Source organism: Zwartia panacis, from assembly GCF_030410395.1.
Lineage (GTDB): Bacteria > Pseudomonadota > Gammaproteobacteria > Burkholderiales > Burkholderiaceae_B > Zwartia > Zwartia panacis.
The window spans coordinates 1-19,626 of the sequence record NZ_JAUHHF010000012.1 but is presented as its reverse complement, the minus strand read 5'-3'; the positions used below and the strand labels follow the sequence as shown (position 1 = coordinate 19,626).

17 protein-coding genes are annotated in these 19,626 nt (G+C 44.4%); 1 reads left to right on the top strand and 16 read right to left on the bottom strand.

Annotated elements, in window-relative coordinates:
- Position 1 precedes the first annotated feature (1 nt).
- The 11 genes from QWY30_RS13510 to QWY30_RS13460 all read right to left on the bottom strand — a co-directional run bounded on the left by QWY30_RS13510 (position 2) and on the right by QWY30_RS13460 (position 11,195).
- Positions 2 to 1,066: an NAD-dependent epimerase/dehydratase family protein gene (locus QWY30_RS13510; protein WP_290241848.1), complete on the bottom strand. Its 1,065-nt coding sequence runs from the start codon at positions 1,064 to 1,066 to the stop codon at positions 2 to 4.
- 3 nt (positions 1,067 to 1,069) lie between these two features.
- Positions 1,070 to 2,422, bottom strand: coding sequence for a lipopolysaccharide biosynthesis protein RfbH (gene rfbH, locus QWY30_RS13505; protein ID WP_290241847.1), 1,353 nt, complete (start codon positions 2,420 to 2,422; stop codon positions 1,070 to 1,072).
- Positions 2,419 to 3,492: a CDP-glucose 4,6-dehydratase gene (rfbG, locus tag QWY30_RS13500; protein WP_290241846.1), complete on the bottom strand. Its 1,074-nt coding sequence runs from the start codon at positions 3,490 to 3,492 to the stop codon at positions 2,419 to 2,421. The genes rfbH and rfbG overlap by 4 nt, the downstream gene beginning before the upstream one ends.
- The gene (gene rfbF / locus QWY30_RS13495; protein ID WP_290241845.1) at positions 3,489 to 4,262 is read right to left on the bottom strand and encodes a glucose-1-phosphate cytidylyltransferase; all 774 of its coding nucleotides are present in this window, start codon (positions 4,260 to 4,262) and stop codon (positions 3,489 to 3,491) included. Before rfbF ends, rfbG begins: the two co-directional genes overlap by 4 nt.
- Positions 4,263 to 4,276: 14 nt before the next feature.
- On the bottom strand, positions 4,277 to 5,287 hold the full coding sequence (locus QWY30_RS13490; protein ID WP_290241844.1) for a 2Fe-2S iron-sulfur cluster-binding protein: 1,011 nt from the start codon (positions 5,285 to 5,287) through the stop codon (positions 4,277 to 4,279).
- A 210-nt stretch (positions 5,288 to 5,497) separates the two neighbouring features.
- A complete protein-coding gene (locus tag QWY30_RS13485) occupies positions 5,498 to 6,499 on the bottom strand; it encodes a glycosyltransferase family 2 protein (RefSeq protein ID WP_290241842.1) in 1,002 nt (333 codons plus the stop codon).
- A gap of 25 nt (positions 6,500 to 6,524) precedes the next feature.
- Complete coding sequence (locus QWY30_RS13480) at positions 6,525 to 7,409, bottom strand: alpha-1,2-fucosyltransferase (protein ID WP_290241840.1); 885 nt, start codon at positions 7,407 to 7,409, stop codon at positions 6,525 to 6,527.
- Positions 7,406 to 8,155 (bottom strand): class I SAM-dependent methyltransferase, encoded by a 750-nt coding sequence (locus QWY30_RS13475; RefSeq protein WP_290241839.1) that lies wholly within the window; start codon positions 8,153 to 8,155, stop codon positions 7,406 to 7,408. The genes QWY30_RS13480 and QWY30_RS13475 overlap by 4 nt, the downstream gene beginning before the upstream one ends.
- Positions 8,156 to 8,237: 82 nt before the next feature.
- Positions 8,238 to 9,275 carry a hypothetical protein gene (locus QWY30_RS13470; protein ID WP_290241837.1) on the bottom strand — a complete coding sequence of 346 codons (1,038 nt, stop codon included), beginning with the start codon at positions 9,273 to 9,275 and terminating at the stop codon, positions 8,238 to 8,240.
- Between the two features lie 2 nt (positions 9,276 to 9,277).
- Complete coding sequence (locus QWY30_RS13465) at positions 9,278 to 10,264, bottom strand: FkbM family methyltransferase (RefSeq protein ID WP_290241835.1); 987 nt, start codon at positions 10,262 to 10,264, stop codon at positions 9,278 to 9,280.
- A 4-nt stretch (positions 10,265 to 10,268) separates the two neighbouring features.
- On the bottom strand, positions 10,269 to 11,195 hold the full coding sequence (locus QWY30_RS13460) for a hypothetical protein (RefSeq protein WP_290241833.1): 927 nt from the start codon (positions 11,193 to 11,195) through the stop codon (positions 10,269 to 10,271).
- Positions 11,196 to 11,296: 101 nt separating this feature from the next.
- Here QWY30_RS13460 and QWY30_RS13455 point away from each other — a divergent pair, with 101 nt between their 5' ends.
- Positions 11,297 to 13,096, top strand: coding sequence for an ABC transporter ATP-binding protein (locus QWY30_RS13455; RefSeq protein ID WP_290241831.1), 1,800 nt, complete (start codon positions 11,297 to 11,299; stop codon positions 13,094 to 13,096).
- A gap of 37 nt (positions 13,097 to 13,133) precedes the next feature.
- Here QWY30_RS13455 and QWY30_RS13450 read toward each other — a convergent pair whose 3' ends face one another.
- The 5 genes from QWY30_RS13450 to QWY30_RS13430 all read right to left on the bottom strand — a co-directional run bounded on the left by QWY30_RS13450 (position 13,134) and on the right by QWY30_RS13430 (position 19,332).
- Positions 13,134 to 14,717: a hypothetical protein gene (locus tag QWY30_RS13450; protein ID WP_290241829.1), complete on the bottom strand. Its 1,584-nt coding sequence runs from the start codon at positions 14,715 to 14,717 to the stop codon at positions 13,134 to 13,136.
- Between the two features lie 333 nt (positions 14,718 to 15,050).
- A complete protein-coding gene (locus QWY30_RS13445; protein ID WP_290241826.1) occupies positions 15,051 to 15,992 on the bottom strand; it encodes a glycosyltransferase family 2 protein in 942 nt (313 codons plus the stop codon).
- A complete protein-coding gene (locus tag QWY30_RS13440) occupies positions 15,989 to 17,155 on the bottom strand; it encodes a class I SAM-dependent methyltransferase (RefSeq protein ID WP_290241825.1) in 1,167 nt (388 codons plus the stop codon). Before QWY30_RS13440 ends, QWY30_RS13445 begins: the two co-directional genes overlap by 4 nt.
- 12 nt (positions 17,156 to 17,167) lie before the next feature.
- The gene (locus tag QWY30_RS13435; protein ID WP_290241823.1) at positions 17,168 to 18,598 is read right to left on the bottom strand and encodes a protoporphyrinogen/coproporphyrinogen oxidase; all 1,431 of its coding nucleotides are present in this window, start codon (positions 18,596 to 18,598) and stop codon (positions 17,168 to 17,170) included.
- Positions 18,589 to 19,332, bottom strand: a complete 744-nt coding sequence (locus QWY30_RS13430; protein ID WP_290241821.1) for a WbqC family protein — start codon at positions 19,330 to 19,332, stop codon at positions 18,589 to 18,591. Before QWY30_RS13430 ends, QWY30_RS13435 begins: the two co-directional genes overlap by 10 nt.
- Between the last annotated feature and the right edge of the window lie 294 nt (positions 19,333 to 19,626).

Here is a 19,626-nt window from a genome sequence, read left to right as displayed (position 1 = left end):
ATCAGTCTCGTGAGGTTTGGCCGACCCAACGGGCCGTGCGCAGTATGGCATCGTCTAAGCCAACTGATGGGACCAGACCTAGTTCGACGGCAATTCGATCGACCGACGGCACATAGGCCTGCGGCGCAATACTTGGACAGGGCGTCTGAGTAATCCGAACCTCGACATTGCTACCCAAAGTGCGGTTGACGCGATGCGCCAAAGCACCAATCGATAGCCTTTCGACACCGCCGACATTAAAGGCTCGGCCGCTCGGCGCGTCGAATAGCATCACCCATAGCCAGTGTGCAAGGTCTGACGCATACAGATATGTCCGCAGTGGCGTGCCGTCACCCTGAATGCGGATGTCCTCTCCACGCAATGCAGCACTAATAAAGTTACCAATCGCAAAATGCTTATCGAGGGGCAGATACGGCCCAACGAACGCGAAGCACCTTGCTATCGAGACCTCCAAATTTGGTATCTCTGAAGCCGCCATTGCACAAAGCATTTCACTTATACGCTTTCCCTCACCGTAAGCGGAAGCAGGCGTCAGTGGATCGGGTGCTCCAGCCCACTCTTCAGGAATGACTGATAATTCAGGTGGTGTGCGCCCGTATATAGCTCCAGAACTTAATAGCAGTAGGCGTCGCGCAGTTGCGCCGCGTACCATCGAGTCCAAAACACGGCGCGTACCAGCTATGCAGGAGTCCAAGATATCGGTCGGAGTGCATGTTGTGGCGACGTCCGTAGCTGCATGAATGGCGAAGTTGCAGTCACCGGGGGCATCGGGCGCGAGATCTCGCACATCGCCGCTCAGCCAAGTAACATCATTGGAGTCGTGAAGCTCGGGGAATTCTTCAAGAAATGCCTTTGGCCGCCGGCTAAGCACAACTATGTGTGCTGACAGAGCCAGTTTTTGGTTCGCGTGCAGGAAAGTCGCGAGTAGCCACTTGCCGATGAAACCCGTGCCTCCAGTCAGCAGCAATCGCTGGCCGCGTAATCGCTCCCACCTTGGACCAACTGCGTTGAAAACCCGGTCGAGATCGTCAATAGGGAGGCGTAACCAAAAAAGATTATCGCTCATGGTTCAGAAGTTCAAACCGAAGAACTCTTCCAGCTTATCCGCGATGTAATCCAGCTGTGGCTCATCCAACCCAGGGAAGGTCCCTAACCAGAAGGTGTTATTCATAACAATGTCGGTGTTGGTGAGCTCGCCGCTGACACGGAAGTTGCGGCCTGCCATGTAGGGTTGTTTAGTTAGATTGCCTGCGAAAAGAAGGCGAGTCCCGATCTTATTCTGATCCAGAAAGTTTATCAGATCAGTTCGCTTTACACCCGCCGTTTCCTTAAGCACCAGCGGGAAACCAAACCAAGACGGTTCGCTTTTTGGGGTGGTTTCCGGGAGGTGAAGGAACTGCCCGACATTGATCAGACGACTCTTGAGGTAAGTGAAATTGGCGCGGCGTTTTGAGATAAATTCTTCTAACCGATCCATCTGAGCAAATGCACAGGCCGCCTGCATATCGGTAATTTTAAGGTTGTAACCCAAATGACTATAGGTATATTTGTGGTCATAGCCGTCAGGAAGGTCTCCGCCCAGTTCTTTCTTTGTCCAACAAAAGCGGTTATTGCAGGTGTTATCCTTGCCTGGTGGGCAGTAACAATCGCGACCCCAATCCCGGAAAGACTCTGCAATTAGTTTCAACTCGGCGTTGTTAGTAAACACCGCCCCACCTTCGCCCATGGTGATATGGTGAGCGGGATAGAAACTCAATGTAGCAATATCTCCAAAGGTTCCGACCAATTGCCCATTGTAAGTCGCACCCAAGGCATCACAGCAGTCTTCGACCAACCACAGGTTGTGCTTTTTGCAGAGCGCAGTGACCACATCTAAATTGAACGGGTTACCGAGGCTATGGGCTAACATAATAGCCTTGGTTTTCTTTGTGATAGCCGCTTCGATTTTGGTTGCATCAATGTTATGCGTCCCCAGCTCCACATCGACGAAGACAGGCACTGCCCCGAACTGAATGATTGGATTAACTGTTGTAGGAAAGCCGGCGGCAACGCCAATCACTTCATCACCTTGCTTAATCGCGCGATCGCCTAGCTTTGGGCTGGTTAGCGTAGAGAAAGCAACAAGATTAGCCGATGAGCCGGAATTGACCGTGATCAGGTGCTTGATCCCTAAAAATTTTGCTAATCGTTGCTCGAACATTTCGTTGAATCGACCCGTAGTGAGCCAGCCGTCTAGCGATGCTTCCACCATAAGCTGCAGCTCTTTTGCGCCAATCACCTTACCAGATACTGGCACAACGCTCTCTCCCGGGATGAAAGTCTTAGGGGCGTAAGCAATGTCTGCGTATTGTTGAACTAGCTCTGTTATTTGGTTACGAAGCTTATCAAGCTGAGGCTGAAAGTTCACATAGGTTGTCGTCATTGCTTTGATCCGTAAAGTGAAATTTGATTGAGACAAACTGCGCGGACATCATCCTTTGATAGCCAAGCTTGCTGCCAGTCAATAATGTGGTCTAGTGCGGCCTCAAGTGACCATCGAGGAGCCCAATGAAGACGCTGTCGAGCTTTTGAAATATCCAATTTCAGAAAGTTCGCCTCATGAGGATGATCGCCAGGTTGTAGCTTCCAAGTTGCATCTTTACTCCACTTTTCACAAAGATAGTCAACAATCCACTGAACAGGACGCGCGTCCTCATCGAGAGGGCCAAAATTCCAACCTTCTGCATCTCTTTGCCCATCGCTGTAAAGTCGCTCTGCTAGCAGTAAATAACCGGAAAGTGGTTCAAGCACGTGCTGCCAGGGGCGAATAGCGTGGGGATTACGGATTAATACAGGCTCGTTTTTAATGAGTGAAAGCAGAATGTCAGGCACTAGTCTATCAGCCGCCCAGTCTCCCCCCCCAATTACGTTCCCTGCGCGTGCAGTGGCCATTGCAATGCCAGCATCCTTGAGGAAAGAACTGCGGTAGGCTCCGCTTATCAACTCCGCGCATCCCTTGCTACTTGAGTAGGGATCATGCCCCCCCATAGGCTCGTTCTCGCGATACCCCCATATCCATTCACGGTTCTCGTAGCATTTATCTGTAGTGATGTTGACAATGGCTTTTACGGAACGGCAGTGTCGTGCTGCCTCGAGGACGTGTACTGTACCCATCACATTCGTAGCATAGGTCTCGATTGGCTGCTGATAGGACGTTCTCACCAACGGCTGAGCAGCCATATGAATCACGATTTCAGGTTTGAACTCATCAAACTCTGACTTCACAGCATAAAAATCACGTATATCAACAATACGATGTTCCATTCCTTCGTATACTCGAGCGGATTCAAAGAGTGACGGAACCGTCGGAGGTGGAAGTGCAATGCCACGCAAGATAACTCCGAAGGATTGAAGCCATAGGCTCAACCAACTTCCTTTAAAGCCTGTATGACCAGTTAATAAAACCCTTTTTTCCCGCCAAAATGCTGGATCGGTTTGTGCAACGATGTTCATTCCCATGTCTTCCATGGCGCACTACCAGTAGCCCAAAGTTCTTCCAAATAGGTTTTATCTCGCAGGGTATCCATAGGCTGCCAAAAGCCGTGATGCTCAAACGCCATCAGCTCTCCGCCAGTTGCTAAGCGCTGGAGAGGTTGTTGCTCCCAAACAGTTGCATCGTTCTCTAGATAATCTAATACTCGAGGTGAAAGTACGAAGAAGCCACCATTGATCATGCCTCCATCACCTTTCGGTTTTTCCATAAAACGTTTAACTTGGTTATCAGTGATATCCAATGCTCCGAAGCGTCCCGGCGGAAAAGTTGCAGTTAAGGTCGCTGACTTTCCATGATTCTTGTGAAATCCAATTAAGGAAGTGATGTCAACGTCACTTACTCCATCGCCATACGTAAAACAAAATGCGTCATCTTCGCGAACGTATTCGGCCACACGGCGGAGACGTCCACCAGTCATCGATTCATCGCCTGTATCGACTAATGTGATGTTCCAAGGTTCAGCTCTTTTTTGGTGCACTTCCATCCGATTGTTACGCATATCAAAGGTTATATCGGACGTATGAAGAAAATAGTTAGCAAAATATTCCTTTATTACATATCCCTTATAACCACAGCAAATCACGAAGTCATTTACCCCATGCTGTGAGTACATTTTCATAATGTGCCAAAGGATAGGCTTGCCGCCAATTTCAACCATTGGCTTCGGGCGAGCAGAGGTTTCTTCGCTTAATCTTGTTCCAAGACCGCCCGCAAGAATTACAGCTTTCATAAGTATCCTTTGAATTAAGGCCTAGCTGAGCACACAAATGCATCCGACATAAAACATCCTTCACGCAGGCCAGCTGCACTAAGTTTAGCTTCCGCTGATTTAATCATTGCGTTACTTCCACATGCGTACACCATCATATTAGATAGATCGCTACGCTTACTGAGCAATACATCCTGAACATATCCTACTTCCCCTACCCAAGAAGATTCAGGTCTTGATAAAACGGGGATAAAGCTAATTAATTTGAATTGAAAATCGAGATTAAAATAAAGGTCAGCACTGGATCGCCCTCCCCAGTAAACGCTCACAGTTTCTGGCCAATCTTCGGGGGGCAACTCATATAAACCTCCCAAAATCGACGTGACGGGTGCAATTCCCGTTCCCGTTGCCAAAAATACAAGCTCCTTTCCCTTAACTCCTCGTAAAAAAAATGTTCCTGATGGGCCATGAAGGCGTAAGAGATCATTAACTTTCGCCGTTTCAAACCAATAAGCACTAAAAAGTCCATCATTCACTGACCGAATATGTAACTCAAGAATCTTGTCAGTTGCGTAGGAGTTTGCTAATGAATAACTTCGGCGCTTACCTCCGGGACCGATGACATCTACGTATTGCCCTGGGAGAAATTTGAAATCTGCAGATGGTGGCAATCTTAATTTCACACTCAATACGTCCGGAGCCAAGTTCTTAATATCATGGATTCGACAAGGCAAGGTCTGAGGTGCTGGGATGTCGAAATCCTCAACGGTATTCGCAACAAGCATCAGGTCTGAGAGTGCTGTTCTGACGCAAGCCAGGACCCAACCACTTGATACTTCCTGTTCGGTTAACCCTAGCTCAGCAGTTAAGCAATCTGTATCACCTGAAAGCACTTTGCATTTACAACTGCTGCATCTTCCAGTGCGACAGCTATACGGAAATGCCACACCAGCAGCAGCGGCGGCATCCAAAAGGCTAACGTTCTTCTTGCAGGTGAATGCAACACCATTGTTCAGAGTAATCGTAAATTTTTCTGTATCAATCATGGTAAGTAAATTTTCCCTTTCTTAGCGGGAGTTAAAACTAGTCAGAGCAGAGCCAGTTCAACATCGAACTTTTTTCAGGGACGATTACTATCGCTTTTAGGATAATTCCAGCTTACAACCCCTGCAACAACTCTCAGCAGGGCGATACGCCTGACACTGCCGGTCGCCTTTAGATTCTCTCGCCCAAATATTGACTAAAGAGCAAGACTCTCATTGCAGGGATTTGCGTACCCAGTTTTTGAAACTGGTCGATGCGACCTGATTGCCATCGATGTGCTCCCGCATCAGTCTCAACATATTAAATGGATGAATCAAAGCTTGTTTAAGTAAACTTAAGTATTGAACTGACTTTGGTCTATACATAGACTCGGCAGAGCGCCATGATTTTTTCCAATCTCTATATTCAATCATTTTTGAAAGCTTAACTTGATGGCTGATGTACGCTAAAAAGTCATTCCAAATAGTTTCATCCTTCGAGCTGGATGGATCAAGCAGGCCTTGATTTCTGAGTAATTCGCATACGCTAGCTGCCGTCGCGTAGTCTAAATGAATATAGCCTTTTCTTTCAGCAAAGCTTGATGCATTATTTTCATGGATACGATATTTAATTAGAGGCTCTTTGAGGCAGGCAAATGCCCCGTGATTGCGTAAACGAAGCCAAAGATCTAAGTCCTCTGCATGTGAAAACCGTACATTAAATCCATGGAGCGCTTTGACGGTCGAAGCCCGGTACATGAGTGACGAGTGCGGTGGAAAAGGTACGTGTCCAATCAGGCGATTTTTTAGTGCTGCCGAACTTGTTGGATATAGATGGATTGATTGGATTTTGTTATTTCGATCAATGATGTGGCAACCTGTGCCTAGCAACACCAGTTGGGGATCGCCATTATCGATGGCAGCGATTTGTTTTTCTAACTTTGTTGGCATAAACACGTCGTCAGCATCCAAAACTGCCAACCACTCACCTGTAGCTAAACCGAACGCTAGGTTTCGCGTAGCACTTGCGCCAACGTTTTGCAGGTTCGCGTGAATTTTTACCCGAACGTCTCCTTTGGCAACCGAGCGCGCAATCGCCAAACTTTGATCTATCGAACAGTCGTCGATAAATATCAATTCAAAATCGGTAAAGGTTTGAGAAAGAACGCTCTCTATTGCTTCGCCAACAAATTGTTCAGCGTTGTGACACGCCATAATGATCGAGATTCTGGGCATAATGATATGTAACTCGATAGAGGGCCTAGACTTTTATCCAGCTGGCTGGCAACAGTCCATTAAACCCCCATGCAGTTTTACCCTCACGAATTTGTAAACTTGGGGCAAAAATCTTTTTATTCTCGTGCTCAGCGAGCCAGGCACCCCACCAACTAAAAGTGCTGTTGGCGATAATGAAATGCTTGCAAAGCGACATCAACCATAGGTCAGCATATGCGTTAGCGTCACCGCGATTATGTGCGACGAGCGTGATTTTTGTATCGGGCAATGCGATCAACGCTCGCGCCGCGGTTGGATTGTCAGAGAATAAAAAGTAATGCGCATTCGGTACAAACGCCTCAATCATGGAAATTGCTTTGTTGTAGTATTCATGAGGTGCATTGTTGCCGCTCAAACTGGTCGGAGCATCGAAAAATCTGACGTGAACAGCTACTGCAACGCAGTTTTGTATTTGCGCTGCCATGCACAAATTAACAGAGTCATTAGGCGAAATAATTTTCAGGTCTGATCGAATGATTGGCTCAATATCCTTGAAGTAGCCCTCACTTTGCCAGTATCCCTCAAGGTAAACAGTATTCGACAACTTCACTTGTAATAGTCTAGGTTCAAAATCGTTACTTTCTTGTTGAATATAATGACGCTCTTCAAACGAAGATTTGCGACTGACTCTTCTCTTGATATAACGGCGAATGCGTGAGAACGGTTCAAGTCGCTCGGCAGCAGTGGCACAACGGGCCTGTATATGAAAGTGATCTAACTGGTACTTCTGCTGATATTCGAGATCGTAGCGAAATCCACTTACGTTATCCAGCACGAGCTCAGCGTTATTTGCGAGAGCTAAGCGCCGCGCTGCGCAATAAGAGAACAGCTGGTTACCTAGCCCACCAAGAATACGAGGAATTACCTTCATAGTCGAAGTAAAAGTTGATATTTGTGGGCTAGTACCTCGCCGCGACCCGTTGATTGGATCATTTGCTTCACGAGAGCACCTTTGCCCGGTGCAAATCCGAATCTATCGAAAAATGCTTGAAAATCTCTGGCGACACCTGGATGGGCTTTTGTCGCATTCGCTAGATCCCTGGGCGTGTCATCAATCAGAACGAGTGAGCCTGGCTTCAGTTTGGGCATTGCGGCTAAAAACTCATTAAGACCATGAATGGCACTGGGCATCGGGTCAGCCCAATTTACGTCCCAAGAGTCGAGGTAAAGCAGATCAATCTTTGCACTATCGCTGGGTAATGTTAGGTTTTTTAAAAATGCGACCGAGTCATCACAGTACATACGTGTTCGGTTCGATGTGATGTATTGCAACTGAAGCATTGGTTCAAGTCTAATGTCGACGCTGTAGCAGGCTCCACCAAAACTGTTGCAATAAGAATCAAGCAGCAATGTGCTGTTAGTGCCCCAGGCAGATGAGCCCGTTTCGGCAATCAAAGCAGGTTGTTCATTTAACAGCTCTAGTGCCAGGGTCAGCGTCGCTTTACAAGGATGATCGGGAGTCGAAAACTTTGTAAAATGCTCGTCGATTAAGGCATTGATGTTTGGATAAGTGTCAGCCTTGAGCCTGCCTGAGATAGAAACTCTGCCACGCAACAGTGACGCTGTGATACCAAGAACACCGAGACGTCGGAGGATTTTTATGGCAACTGAGTTCATTAAATAAGTTAAACCTTTAAATATAATAAATCTCGAAGTAAGAAATAGTGTTAACTCAATAACTGTGAAAACGACCAGTTGCCTATCGCATTAGTCTGGATTGGATTGATTTAAACAGTCTATTTTGCAAAATATTAATGGCTATCAGGCTTTTTTCGCCCATGTTTGCCTTTTTTAATACGTCATTAAAGCGTCCCGGGTCTTGTAACTGCAAAAACTGCTTGCTATGAATGTGTAGATTGTAGACATTAAAAGTAAGATCGTGCTCTCGGTTCGTAATTGAAAACTTACGATCTGCAAACTTTGGGGTGAATTTAAGCTGACTTAAGTTGCAACCCTTATTTTCGTTTTCAAAAAAGTTAAATAAAAACACGCCACTATTTTTTGGATCAATTCCAAAAAGATACTGACCTAATGCAGCAGCATCAAAGATCCCCCCGAGCTTATCAACGCTTAGTGAAGACCAGCCTGGGCACGTTCCTTTATTAAATGCATTCTCAGTTGGTAGCGAAAAAAACTTAGTTGAATATTGGAGCATGTGACCCAAGAGCACCATGTCGTTCGCAAAAAGTGTAGAGTTCTGCGATAGCTGTAAGAGCATATCTCTCAAGGCATCTACTTCGTTGATGTAAACAAGTGAAGCAATGCCACGATCCAACGCGTCGCGAGGACAAAAGACCCCTTTCCCGAAAGAGTCTAATTTTGGTGCCAGCGACGACACATCAAAGATAAGATTGTCGAGTTCTGCGTGAAACAAGGCTGGGCAAGAGAATTTGTCCATAAATTGTTCAAGGACAAAAAAACGCTCGGTTGTCTTAATCCAAAAGCCGTCCCGAAACTTTGGGCTCACGTTTCCCATTTGTACATTCAATTCACGCGGTGGCGTATAAAAATCTTCAATAAATATTTGCTGCTCAACTGACGGCAGACGTCCTGCCAATTTGCTCGAAATCAAAATGCACGAGATTCCGCAAAGCTTACTGTTCATGGCTAAGGCAGTAGAAAGCCAGCCAGGAAACTTATCCCCCAGCCAAACAAAAACTAATGGTGGTGTCTTATCGCTAGGTAAGCTGAAAGCGGAGGCGTCTTTAACGATCGCGCAAGCGTCAGTTAGTGGCATGATTAAATAATCAACAGGTCAGTAAAGCCACTCGTGATACCAATTTTGGTATACAAATTCTGAAGGTTTTCTTCTGTCAAAGGCAACGGACCGTCTTGGGTCTCAAGATCATAAAATGAAGTGTATCCTTTGCCGAGTAAAGAAGCTTTCAATGCTGGAAACGAGCCGCTTCGATTCATTCCATAAGGCCAAAACTCGACAACAAGGGGAATATTCTTTACTAAATTCAAACTTGCCCCCGCTAAGATATAACCCTCGTACCCTTGGGTATCTATCCAAATCAAGGTCTCATTTGGGTCTAGGTTAGGAAATAAATCGTCAAAGCGTTCAGACTTTACTGAAACAGTTTTTCTTGTGCTTTCGCCATGGAGTCCTGCTTTATCTGAAGTTCGTATCCGATGATCACCGAAATTGGTCTCTGACAATTCAAAAAGTATTTCTTGATTTGCACTTTCTCCAAGCGCAATATTGTGAGTGGTAATTTCTTTAGCCAATCCATTGAGGTGGATATTGGTTTGTAGCAAAGAGAAATTGAACGGCTCTGGCTCGACTGCGATTGCATATTTAAAAAACTCGCGTTTCACGGCGGGTATGCAAATCGTACCAATATTGGCACCAATATCAATAAGCAGCTTTTTTTGATGTGTTGGTGCCAGTAGTTTAACGACACGCTCTACGCTCTCAAAGTCTTTGACTCCTCGCGAATAGATCATTCTGCTGATGGATCGGTCTTGTGCTGAAATCACAAAGACCTCTTTTCCAGTATTCGCCAACAACAAATCCGAAGTCGGTGTTGTGTCGAACACCAATTCACGTAGTGTGTGAGTACGAAAAAGCGGCGCCCAAATTGCTGACCTGAGGACGGCAAAGACTATTTTCGCCAACTTGTACGTGCCCAGCCAGAGGTGCCGTTTAATAGCAATCAGAAACGGGATTTTTTTTAAGAGACTCTTAATTCGCGTCAACAACATATTACGGGTCTGAGACATCTAGTTACCTGGATATTGGCGCGATAAGGGGTCGCAACCTTTGTCGATAAATCTGTTTGGCAATAAAAATTAATAAAGAGATCCAGCCTTGTTTTTTATATAAAATATTTTCTACATTTTCAAAGGTAATATGTTTAAAACCTAATAGTTTTATTAAACGCATTTGCCTAGAACTGACGAGACCACTAAATCCCCAACGAAGGTAAGTCAGGGTGCGCTGTCGTTCACCGTTCGCTAACATGTGAGACAGACCTACAAGTTCTTGCTCGCTGAAAAGAGATCCTTCAAAAGTCTGATGAGTATTGTAAACACTTTGAATGATAATTTGGGACACCCATTCAGCGACCGAAGCGTTTTCTGGTTGTGGCAGGAATTGCTGGAGACGCTCACGAAGACATAGCAATTCTTGATCGGTACATGTGAAAAATTGAATCGTGAAAGCCGAAAATCTTTGGGGAAGCACTCCGTATATTTTCTGCATCGTTTGAAAGTATGGGAGATGAAACTCAAGTGCCGATCCGTACAAGATTGAATGATTATTATTAAAAAACCTAATCTTTTCTACTGGAATTGTATCGGCATCCCACATGACGAGGGGAAAACATCTGAGTGGTTGGCTCATTAAAAAAGCTAGTTTTAATGCTTGCTGATAATACCAACTGAGTCGATTATGTATCTCAGTGGGGGAATTAAGCGACGTGAGATATTGACTAACATGCTTCTTAAAATCCGATAGGTCTAATATCGAAGATTCACACAAAATTTGAATATTATCAAATTTAGCAAGGCTTTCAATAAATAGATGCGCTGAAACGTCAGGGCAGATAATAGTAAAGGGTGGCGACTGATAAAAATTATTGAGCTGCTCAAGTGATACTTTTAGCGTCGGTATGTTTTCCGGCAAAGAAACGGTAAAAAAATTTATTTGCATTGTGATGCCATTAACGTTGGCGGAACTCGCCTGTTAAACTAAACCCATCAAGCAATGATTGTCTTTTGCTTGAGTCTGCGCTAAACCTAGGGCACTGTGTAATGCTAAATCCTACCAACACGTCATTATTAAACCTTTTAAAGCGCTTGTGGCCGCATATTACTGACAAAAGGCGAAAGCAGTTTTCAGTACTGTTTTTACTAATGATCGTTTGCTCGTTAGCGGAAATGATCAGTATCGGGGCAATACTGCCCTTTTTGGCTGTTCTAACCGCGCCTGAGAGGTTATTTGAAGTTGATTTTGTTCGCGCAGTTGCGCAATATGCAAATATTACAGACCCCCAAAATCTTTTGTTGCCTTTGACAATACTATTTTCTGCCGCTGCCGTGATCTCAGGTGGCCTAAGGTTGTTATTACTTTGGGCGCAGACGCGGATTAGTCATAGCGTGGGTGCCGACCTTAGCATAAGCATTTACCGACGCAGCCTCTATCAGCCCTACATGGTGCAAATCTCTCGGAATAGTAGCGAGTTAATCGCGGGCATTTCAGGCAAGGCGAGTAATGTAGTGCATTGTGCCATTGTGCCTGTTTTGGTGTTAGCAAGCTCATTTTTGATGCTCGTTGCGATCATTTCAACTTTGATCGCTTTACAACCCACTGTCGCATTGGCCGCATTTGTGGGGTTTGGTGCTATTTACGGGTGCGTCATTTTCTTTGTTAAGAAAAAGCTTAAACGCGAGGGCGACCGACTGAACGAATCTTCTGCCCAGGTTATTAAAGCTTTACAAGAGGGTTTGGGTGGGATTAGAGACGTCTTACTTGATGGTACACAAAATGTTTATTGTGATATTTATAAAAAAGCAGATATGTCTTTTCGTGCATCCCAAGCGAATATCAGTATTATCAGTAATAGCCCACGCTTTGCAATTGAAGCGCTCGGCATTGTGTTGATCGCTTTTCTCGCGTATGCACTCGCGAGTCGGGCCGAGGGTGTCGCGGGCGCTGTTCCTTTGCTAGGTGCCTTAGCCTTGGGTGCGCAGCGTCTACTTCCTATCTTGCAGCAGTCTTATTCAAGTTGGTCTGGCATGAAAGGCGGTCAAGCTTTGCTTGAAGATGCGATAGAGCTGTTGGAGCAGCCGCTACCTGCTCATGCGGATGAGATTACTCCTAAGCCGCTACCGTTTGATAAACAAATCGTGCTCAACACAGTATCTTTTCGTTATCCCACTCAAAATAAAAATGTATTAGAAGGTATTAGTTTCGCTATACCCAAGGGAGCAAGGGTAGGTATTATCGGTTCGACAGGAAGCGGAAAGAGCACCATATTGGATGTATTAATGGGTCTCCTGATTCCAACGGAGGGAGAGCTGCGTATTGATAATCAAGCGATTACCGCCTCAAATTACCGTTCTTGGCAAGCCCATATCGCCCACGTCCCTCAAGTCATTTTTCTGGCGGATACCTCGGTAGCGGCTAATATCGCGTTTGGTGTTCCTTTAGATCAAATAGATATCGAACGGGTAAGGCTAAGTGCCCGTCAGGCACAATTAGCAACTTCGATAGAATCGTGGCCCGATGGTTACAACACGATGGTTGGCGAACGAGGTGTTAGGCTTTCTGGCGGGCAACGGCAAAGAATTGGCATTGCCCGTGCTCTTTACAAAAAAGCTGACGTGATCATCTTTGATGAGGCAACAAGCGCGCTCGATAACGAAACTGAGGCGAGCGTAATGTCTGCTTTAGAAGCATTATCAACAGACTTAACAATAATTAGCGTCGCACATCGGATCACCACTCTGCAAAACTGTTCTCAAATTATCGAAATCGATAACGGAAGAGTGCAACGGATTACGAAATATGCCGATATTGTAAAGACTACTGAGTCACACTCAAAAACTTGAGTCGATTTGTGCGTTGTAATGGTAGTGACCTCCTGAGCTACTTAACAAGACATGTCTCTGGCACCATCAACATAAGTGTGTGATCAACTGGGATAAATGCCATAGAAGGGGTTAGATATTTTTTATAAATTAAGTAGCCCTCCGGAGCGACAAATGATTCGACCTCTTCATTCGGGAACAAGCGCATTATCATGATATCGAGATCTTTTTGCTTTTCTTCAATGGGTAAAAAATCAGGACGGATCGTCTTAAAAGCTGGGTACATTAAGGGTTGATCAAACGGCAGAACTTGATACTTTTTAAATGGACTGATGACGTGTAGAAACACGTCGATTGAATAGTTAAAGTGATATTTCACACCACAATTTAGGTTTTTGATCGATGCCATGTCATTTGATAATTGGGTGTAGTACTTGGTTACAGGCTCGGGCCAAAGTTGGTACTTAAAAATTGCGGGTTCGTGTACCATTTTTGCAGTCGATACCGTTTGTTTTGAGGGGGCAAAGTAATTGCCAGAATCTGCAGTGGTAGGAGGCAAGATAAAAATAAAAACGATACTAGTTAATATAAAAAATATTTGGTCTAACTTTACTTTTTTGAGCAAGACGTATACAACTACAAGACCGATGATAGAGCCCGTTGCAACTCTGAATATTTCAGTTAGATGCAATACTTGGCCTAAACAAAGCAGGGACAGGATAGAAGTCTTAACTAAGCTAGCTTGGTTAGACAGACTAGAACGCTTAAAGAAATACGTTAGACAGAAGATGATGTTGATCAGAATCATCAAATAAATAACGATTAACCGTAAATTCAGTTGAGATAAACCTAATACTGCTGACTTGAAAAAGCTATTAAAAACACTAAAACCACTCATGTGTTGAAAAAGCTTCGGTGTTGCATCGAACGGTAAAGTCCAAGCTAGACCAAACCAATATTCGACTAAATTATTAGTGCTCAAATAAATGCCAAAGATACTTAATGGAAGAAGAAAACCGCTCAATGAAAAGAAAAGTTGTACAGCACGGTTAGGCAAAGTAGTGCGCTTTGTAAATAAATCAATAATAGGTGCTATAAAAAAAATAGCGATCGCCACAATCAAATATTCTGCTCGTGCCAGCGCAGCTAAAGAAAAAAGAGCACCACTTATGAAGCATTCGATTTTAGTTGGATTATTTTTGACCGCATAAAAAATTCCACCCATCAAGAATGGAAAAGCAATGTAGTTAGGCCACGGATAGATTACGATCGGATGAATGAGGACACAACTGCACAAAACATAAAAAGAAAGTCTTGAGTCTTGCGTTAAGCTAAATGCTAGTCGAAATAAGACCCATAAGCCTACGGCATAACAAGCAACAGTAGCAACCTGGATCGAAATAAGACTTTGCGAAGTGAGTTTGAACAGAGTTCCTTGAATAATTGGCGTGAGAATTCCGTAATTAATGGAAATATCGCGATAGGGGGCAAGTCCATTGAGCAGGTCTTTGGTATTGCTTAACATTAACCCCCAATGATGGGGGTCAATGGAGTAAAACCCCTGCCACAGTGAAATACCGCTTGCAAGGCAGACAACTAGGATAGCCCAGAAGTTGTAGCGTTGATAAAACTGACAGTTCAATTTTTGCTCCATCGTGACGTGTGAGCTAAGTGTTTATCGCTCTAAAGGTTAGTCTCTAAATGCACTCAGGTTTGGCCTCTTTTGCACAGAATAAAGGCGCCCTATAAGCGCACTAGATTAGATTATTAATGGTTGGGGTGAGCTCGAACCTTGGAATCTTTTCACTCTTTCGCATGCTTTGCGCTTATTTGAAAGAGATTTTGGCACTTTTGACTGTCAGGACTTTGCACGATTGTCCGTATCGTAAAGAGTATTTTGTAGCCTTTAAATAGTGGAAAATTTAAATCTTGATTATCGAGACATGTATATGTAAAGAGATTACGCGCTAATTTTCTACTCTTGAGGCAGGTTTATATGTTGTCGAACAATGAAGAGTGGTCGTTGTTTAACCTCGGTGTAGATGTTTGCAATGTATCTGGCTAACAAGCCTAATGTGATTAAATTGCTACTTCCAAAAAACATTACAAGCAATACTAGGGTTGTGAAACCAGGCAACACATCGTAGGTTAAGTACGAATATAGGTAAGCCAATCCCAACAAACCAGTAGCTAGCATTATGACTAATCCGGTATAAAAAAGTACATTCAACGGATGATTTGAAAAGTCGAAGATGACATCAATGGCTAGGTTTAATCGCTTTAGCGTACTGTAGTTACTTTTTCCTGCGACTCTTCGCTCATTTTTAACTTCAATTACAGATGTTTTCATACCGATGTCGTGGCTAATAGCTGCAACCGTACGAATTCGTTCTGGATAACGTTTGTAGTGCTCAACGACCCTCTCTGACATTATGCGCATCATGAGCTGGTTTCGGACAACCTGCATATTTGCAATTTGGTTCAGAAATCTCCAAAACAACCATGAAGTTAGTTGGTCAATCCAGTTGTTACGAACTCTGGCAGTCGTGTATACAACGTCATATCCCTCTAGAGCCTTTGCATACAATTCGGGAATAGCTTCCGGAGGGTTTTGCAAATCGCCGTCCATAATGAGTACGTGTTTGCCACGAGCATGCGCAACCCCAGCGCTCATTGCAATTTGTTGACCAAAGTTTCTACTCAATATCAAGACTTGCACACTCGAATTGGCCAAGGCCTCAGACTCAAGTACGAAGGCCGAGTTATCAGTGCTCCCATCGTCAACAAGTAGAATATCAAAAGAAATACCCATAGTTGAAACAGCTTTAATGATGCGCTGAACAAGACTAGGTATAACGGTTTCGCCGTTATAAATTGTTGCGACAATCGATAACTCGGGCTTGATTGGTTTATTCATTGGTTTGTGCGATGAGCGACTTCTGATAGTGACATCACTTGGATCGTTTCTCCAAATTCAGCATGAATTTTTTTACGAATAATATGATCAAAAGTTAAACTCATAATAATGATGTGGGTTACTGGCCGTGCCCTCAGGTCCTCAAAATTTTCAACTCTTACGTCTACGCCATCGAATTCTCGATGATGCCAGTGAGGGGTATCGTCAAAAAATCTAAAAGGATAGTGAATTTGTAATGTGGCGATATAGGGAAGACTTCGCAGCGGCACGTAGAACCCCAGAGTATTTTCTGAATTGCTCGTGATTTCTTTAATCAGGCTGCGCATGGCGTCGACCATTTTAATTGCTTTAGCAATAAAAGCTTCATAAACCTCTTCATGGAACCTAGCATAGACATTTGCTGCGTGTGAAGTTTGGGCCCTACGTCGGCCAATAGCGTAAAGTGAGCCACCGTATTTAGCTTTGTCCACTGAAACCACTTCAAAATCAGCTGCTTGCAGTGTGCGTGCTAGCGACTTTAACGTGAAGTAATTCAGGTGTTGATGCATCGCCATGGAAATGTCACCAAGTTGAATGCTTTCAGTGGCGTCAGGAACATTTACAACCACCAAGCCGTTGTCGTTAAGTCGGGTGTAGTGATGCTTCAGGAACGAAACAGGATCTTCGATGTGCTCAAGTACGTCCACATGAAATATAAGATCGTAAGTTCCTTCGATCCGCTGACTTGGAAAAAAGTCTGTCAGCACCTCTACTCCCTTTTTTGTCCCCTCTAAGGCAGCGAAGGGACTGGAGTCGATTCCCAGTACGTCGAAGCCGCGGTTCTTGAGATCAGCTAGCACAACGCATCCACCACACCCGATCTCAAGAATACGGCGGATGTTTACATTCTTAACCAGAACGTTATTAAGGTAACGAATGAAATCCGTACCGTAAGGGCGCGCAAGCTCATTCGCATCCTGCAAATAGCCTATGTTATGACCTAGCTGATAGATTTTTTCTAGAGCAGCAAGGACCTGAGTATCACGTCGTTGTATCACTAGTCCTAGCTCGCGATTGAAGTCAAAAGAAAAAGGATATTTACTGTCAACTATGCCATCGACTTTTTCCTCACGGCTAACAAGTCGCCAGTAGAAAGGAAGCTGAGCAATTTTGATGTTTTGCATATGATAGAACACCTATAGTTTTGCTATTTTTTTAAAGGCATCCTTTAGGATGTCGGGCAGAAAAAATAAGCTCGGCTCGGCCAGCAGGCCCGTCACAACAATATTGTTCGGTAGAGTTTCCTCCACCTTATTTCGCAATTGCTGCAGTTGTCTCGCGTTATCAAGACTTGGCAATGGAAACTCAGCGGCGTCTCGATGAATCTGACCAAACAGTAATTGGTGGTTCCCTATGACGCCAAAAGCTTTTAACTCCTTTAGGGATAAGTCAAGCAACTGCTCATCAGTGGCGCTTCTCAATTCATCTCCTAGACGCTCAGGCCATAGCTCCACGCAGACGGGAAATGTGCCGTCTGCACAAGCTGCAGGGCAATAGTTGCTGTAATTGGTTACACGGAATGTAGCGAAACCAGCGTCATAACAGTAAAAGTAATAGAGCCGATCCATCTGTGGCATGCGGTCAAATACTAGGTTCGCGAAGACGATCTTTCTCTTGCCTTTAGGTTTTGACGGTAGGTTCTGGGTGTTTACTTTTAAAGCATGGGCAAGAGCTGGCCAACCGACTGTCCAAATTAGGGCGTCAGCAAAAATATGCTCATCCGAGAGAGCGTCGAACGATAGGGTTACAGACTCTACACAACCGTCATTGCAGTGCACCTGCTTTAGGTTGGCTCCAGTCTTTATCTCAACTCCACGCGATAGCAGAAGTTGTTTTAATCGATCTACAAAATTCCCCATACCAAACTGCTTCGGGTATAACCCCTTTTGCGAGTTGGTTCGATAAGGCGGTAGATTTATCTGGTCCGGATATGCTACGCGGGCTCGAAGCGGGTCAGACTTCATAAGCTCTAGGGTAGTCGGAGCATCGAACAAGCAAACCCTCTCGAGGGCGGTTAAGCGCACAGCAAGCTGTGCTAAATCCCTGGAAGACATCCCGTACAGCGAGTTCAGTAGGGGGTCGTGAACTGCCCTCACCACCTCGGATCCAAATTGAGCTATTAGTAAATCCTCGCAGGACTCTGTGGCAGGGACCGTTTGCATTGATACAGCCTGCATTACACTTCCCATGAACTCGCGCTGCTGGTCATCGGGATATGAGCGCAGGTCTACGTAGTGAGAATGAGTTTGCAATTTCCCGCGAAAAAAGGCCCCAGCAATATCTTTATGATTTTGCTCCAATATGTGCCAATCATCAGCCGGCATGATTTCCAAATATAAATCATCAATCTCAGGGCAGCAGGACTCGTAGATAATATGCATGCCATGATCAAATACGCGGCCATTGGCATAATTTATGGTTGCGTAAACTCCACCAACCTCTGCCGCGCGATCGAAAACAACGATTCGACTATCCGGTTTGGTGTTCACCAATCGTAAGGCAATCATAAGGCCGGGAATGCCCGCTCCGGCAATTACAATATTTTTGGACTCAGACTTTATTGACATTGCAAACTCATAATTTTATCTTGGTTGTCATGCTTTGCATGCTTCATAAAATCGGGAGCACTTTTCCCTGTATGCAAAATTAGATCTACTATTGAGACACGATGATCAAAATCGCCGTGCAATTGGTGGTATGTTCGATAACACGCATAATCCATCCATTCAATCGAGATCGCCTCACTTTTGAATAACTCTAAATCAAGATATGACTGAGCTGAAGACCCCGATAAATATGTATCTCCCTTAGCCGCTTTACAGAGGGAAAGAACCCTCATCGATTTGTCGCCTTCGTAAGAATAATCAGAAGCCCATGATATTTTAGTGTCTATTCCTAAAAATCGACTAATTTCGTAAATAAAAAAATAATTTATTTCGCTAATGTAACAGTACTTTGCTCGGGCATATAAATCACCAAGAAAGTCGCAAGTATCTGCAAATGCGGCAGCCTTCTTATAATTATGCTGTAGCGTTTTCCAGTGCTTGACATTCCAATTTGATTGCGAGATTTTCACATCTTTAATGCGGTCAGTGATGCTATGAAACACTGGGATAGTCAGCCATTGAGCGCCGGTCGAAGTTTTGATTTTATTCCTGTTGCGCCAATCGTTTTTTGTAAACTGCACATCATCATACAGAATGAATTCGTCTACTGATGCAATCATGTCGAAGTAGCCTTTCCATGGAATGTAGTTCGACTGAACGATTGCAACCCTCTTGCCATTTGTCTTTGTAACCATTTTTGCGATTGAATCGTGCGTAGTTATTGGGGACTTAGCGCACCTCGTCTCGATCGGTTCATTCCTTGAAGACATTTTCTCTCCCAAATCCATTCTTAAATCACCTCTAATTATGCAACCGACTTCAGCGATCCAATGTAATCAAATTTTTTATTTTTTAATTAAAATCAGTAGCGTCCGGTTAATTTCCGAATAAATTCAATTGGTTAGCGGAGTCGAGTAAATCAGATGTGAGTGTATCGCCCTGAAAGGCGCTTGAAAGCTCAGTTTTCTCAAATACCGACACCGATAATA

Coding starts and splice junctions, on each gene's coding strand:
- QWY30_RS13440 (WP_290241825.1), bottom strand. CDS start 17,155: ATGCAAAACATCAAAATTGCTCAGCTTCCTTTCTACTGGCGACTTGTT.
- rfbF (WP_290241845.1), bottom strand. CDS start 4,262: ATGAAAGCTGTAATTCTTGCGGGCGGTCTTGGAACAAGATTAAGCGAA.
- QWY30_RS13475 (WP_290241839.1), bottom strand. CDS start 8,155: ATGAACTCAGTTGCCATAAAAATCCTCCGACGTCTCGGTGTTCTTGGT.
- QWY30_RS13445 (WP_290241826.1), bottom strand. CDS start 15,992: ATGAATAAACCAATCAAGCCCGAGTTATCGATTGTCGCAACAATTTAT.
- QWY30_RS13485 (WP_290241842.1), bottom strand. CDS start 6,499: ATGCCCAGAATCTCGATCATTATGGCGTGTCACAACGCTGAACAATTT.
- QWY30_RS13465 (WP_290241835.1), bottom strand. CDS start 10,264: ATGTCTCAGACCCGTAATATGTTGTTGACGCGAATTAAGAGTCTCTTA.
- QWY30_RS13455 (WP_290241831.1), top strand. CDS start 11,297: ATGCTAAATCCTACCAACACGTCATTATTAAACCTTTTAAAGCGCTTG.
- rfbG (WP_290241846.1), bottom strand. CDS start 3,492: ATGAACATCGTTGCACAAACCGATCCAGCATTTTGGCGGGAAAAAAGG.
- QWY30_RS13470 (WP_290241837.1), bottom strand. CDS start 9,275: ATGCCACTAACTGACGCTTGCGCGATCGTTAAAGACGCCTCCGCTTTC.
- QWY30_RS13430 (WP_290241821.1), bottom strand. CDS start 19,332: ATGGTTACAAAGACAAATGGCAAGAGGGTTGCAATCGTTCAGTCGAAC.
- QWY30_RS13460 (WP_290241833.1), bottom strand. CDS start 11,195: ATGCAAATAAATTTTTTTACCGTTTCTTTGCCGGAAAACATACCGACG.
- QWY30_RS13490 (WP_290241844.1), bottom strand. CDS start 5,287: ATGATTGATACAGAAAAATTTACGATTACTCTGAACAATGGTGTTGCA.
- QWY30_RS13480 (WP_290241840.1), bottom strand. CDS start 7,409: ATGAAGGTAATTCCTCGTATTCTTGGTGGGCTAGGTAACCAGCTGTTC.
- QWY30_RS13435 (WP_290241823.1), bottom strand. CDS start 18,598: ATGTCAATAAAGTCTGAGTCCAAAAATATTGTAATTGCCGGAGCGGGC.
- QWY30_RS13510 (WP_290241848.1), bottom strand. CDS start 1,066: ATGAGCGATAATCTTTTTTGGTTACGCCTCCCTATTGACGATCTCGAC.
- rfbH (WP_290241847.1), bottom strand. CDS start 2,422: ATGACGACAACCTATGTGAACTTTCAGCCTCAGCTTGATAAGCTTCGT.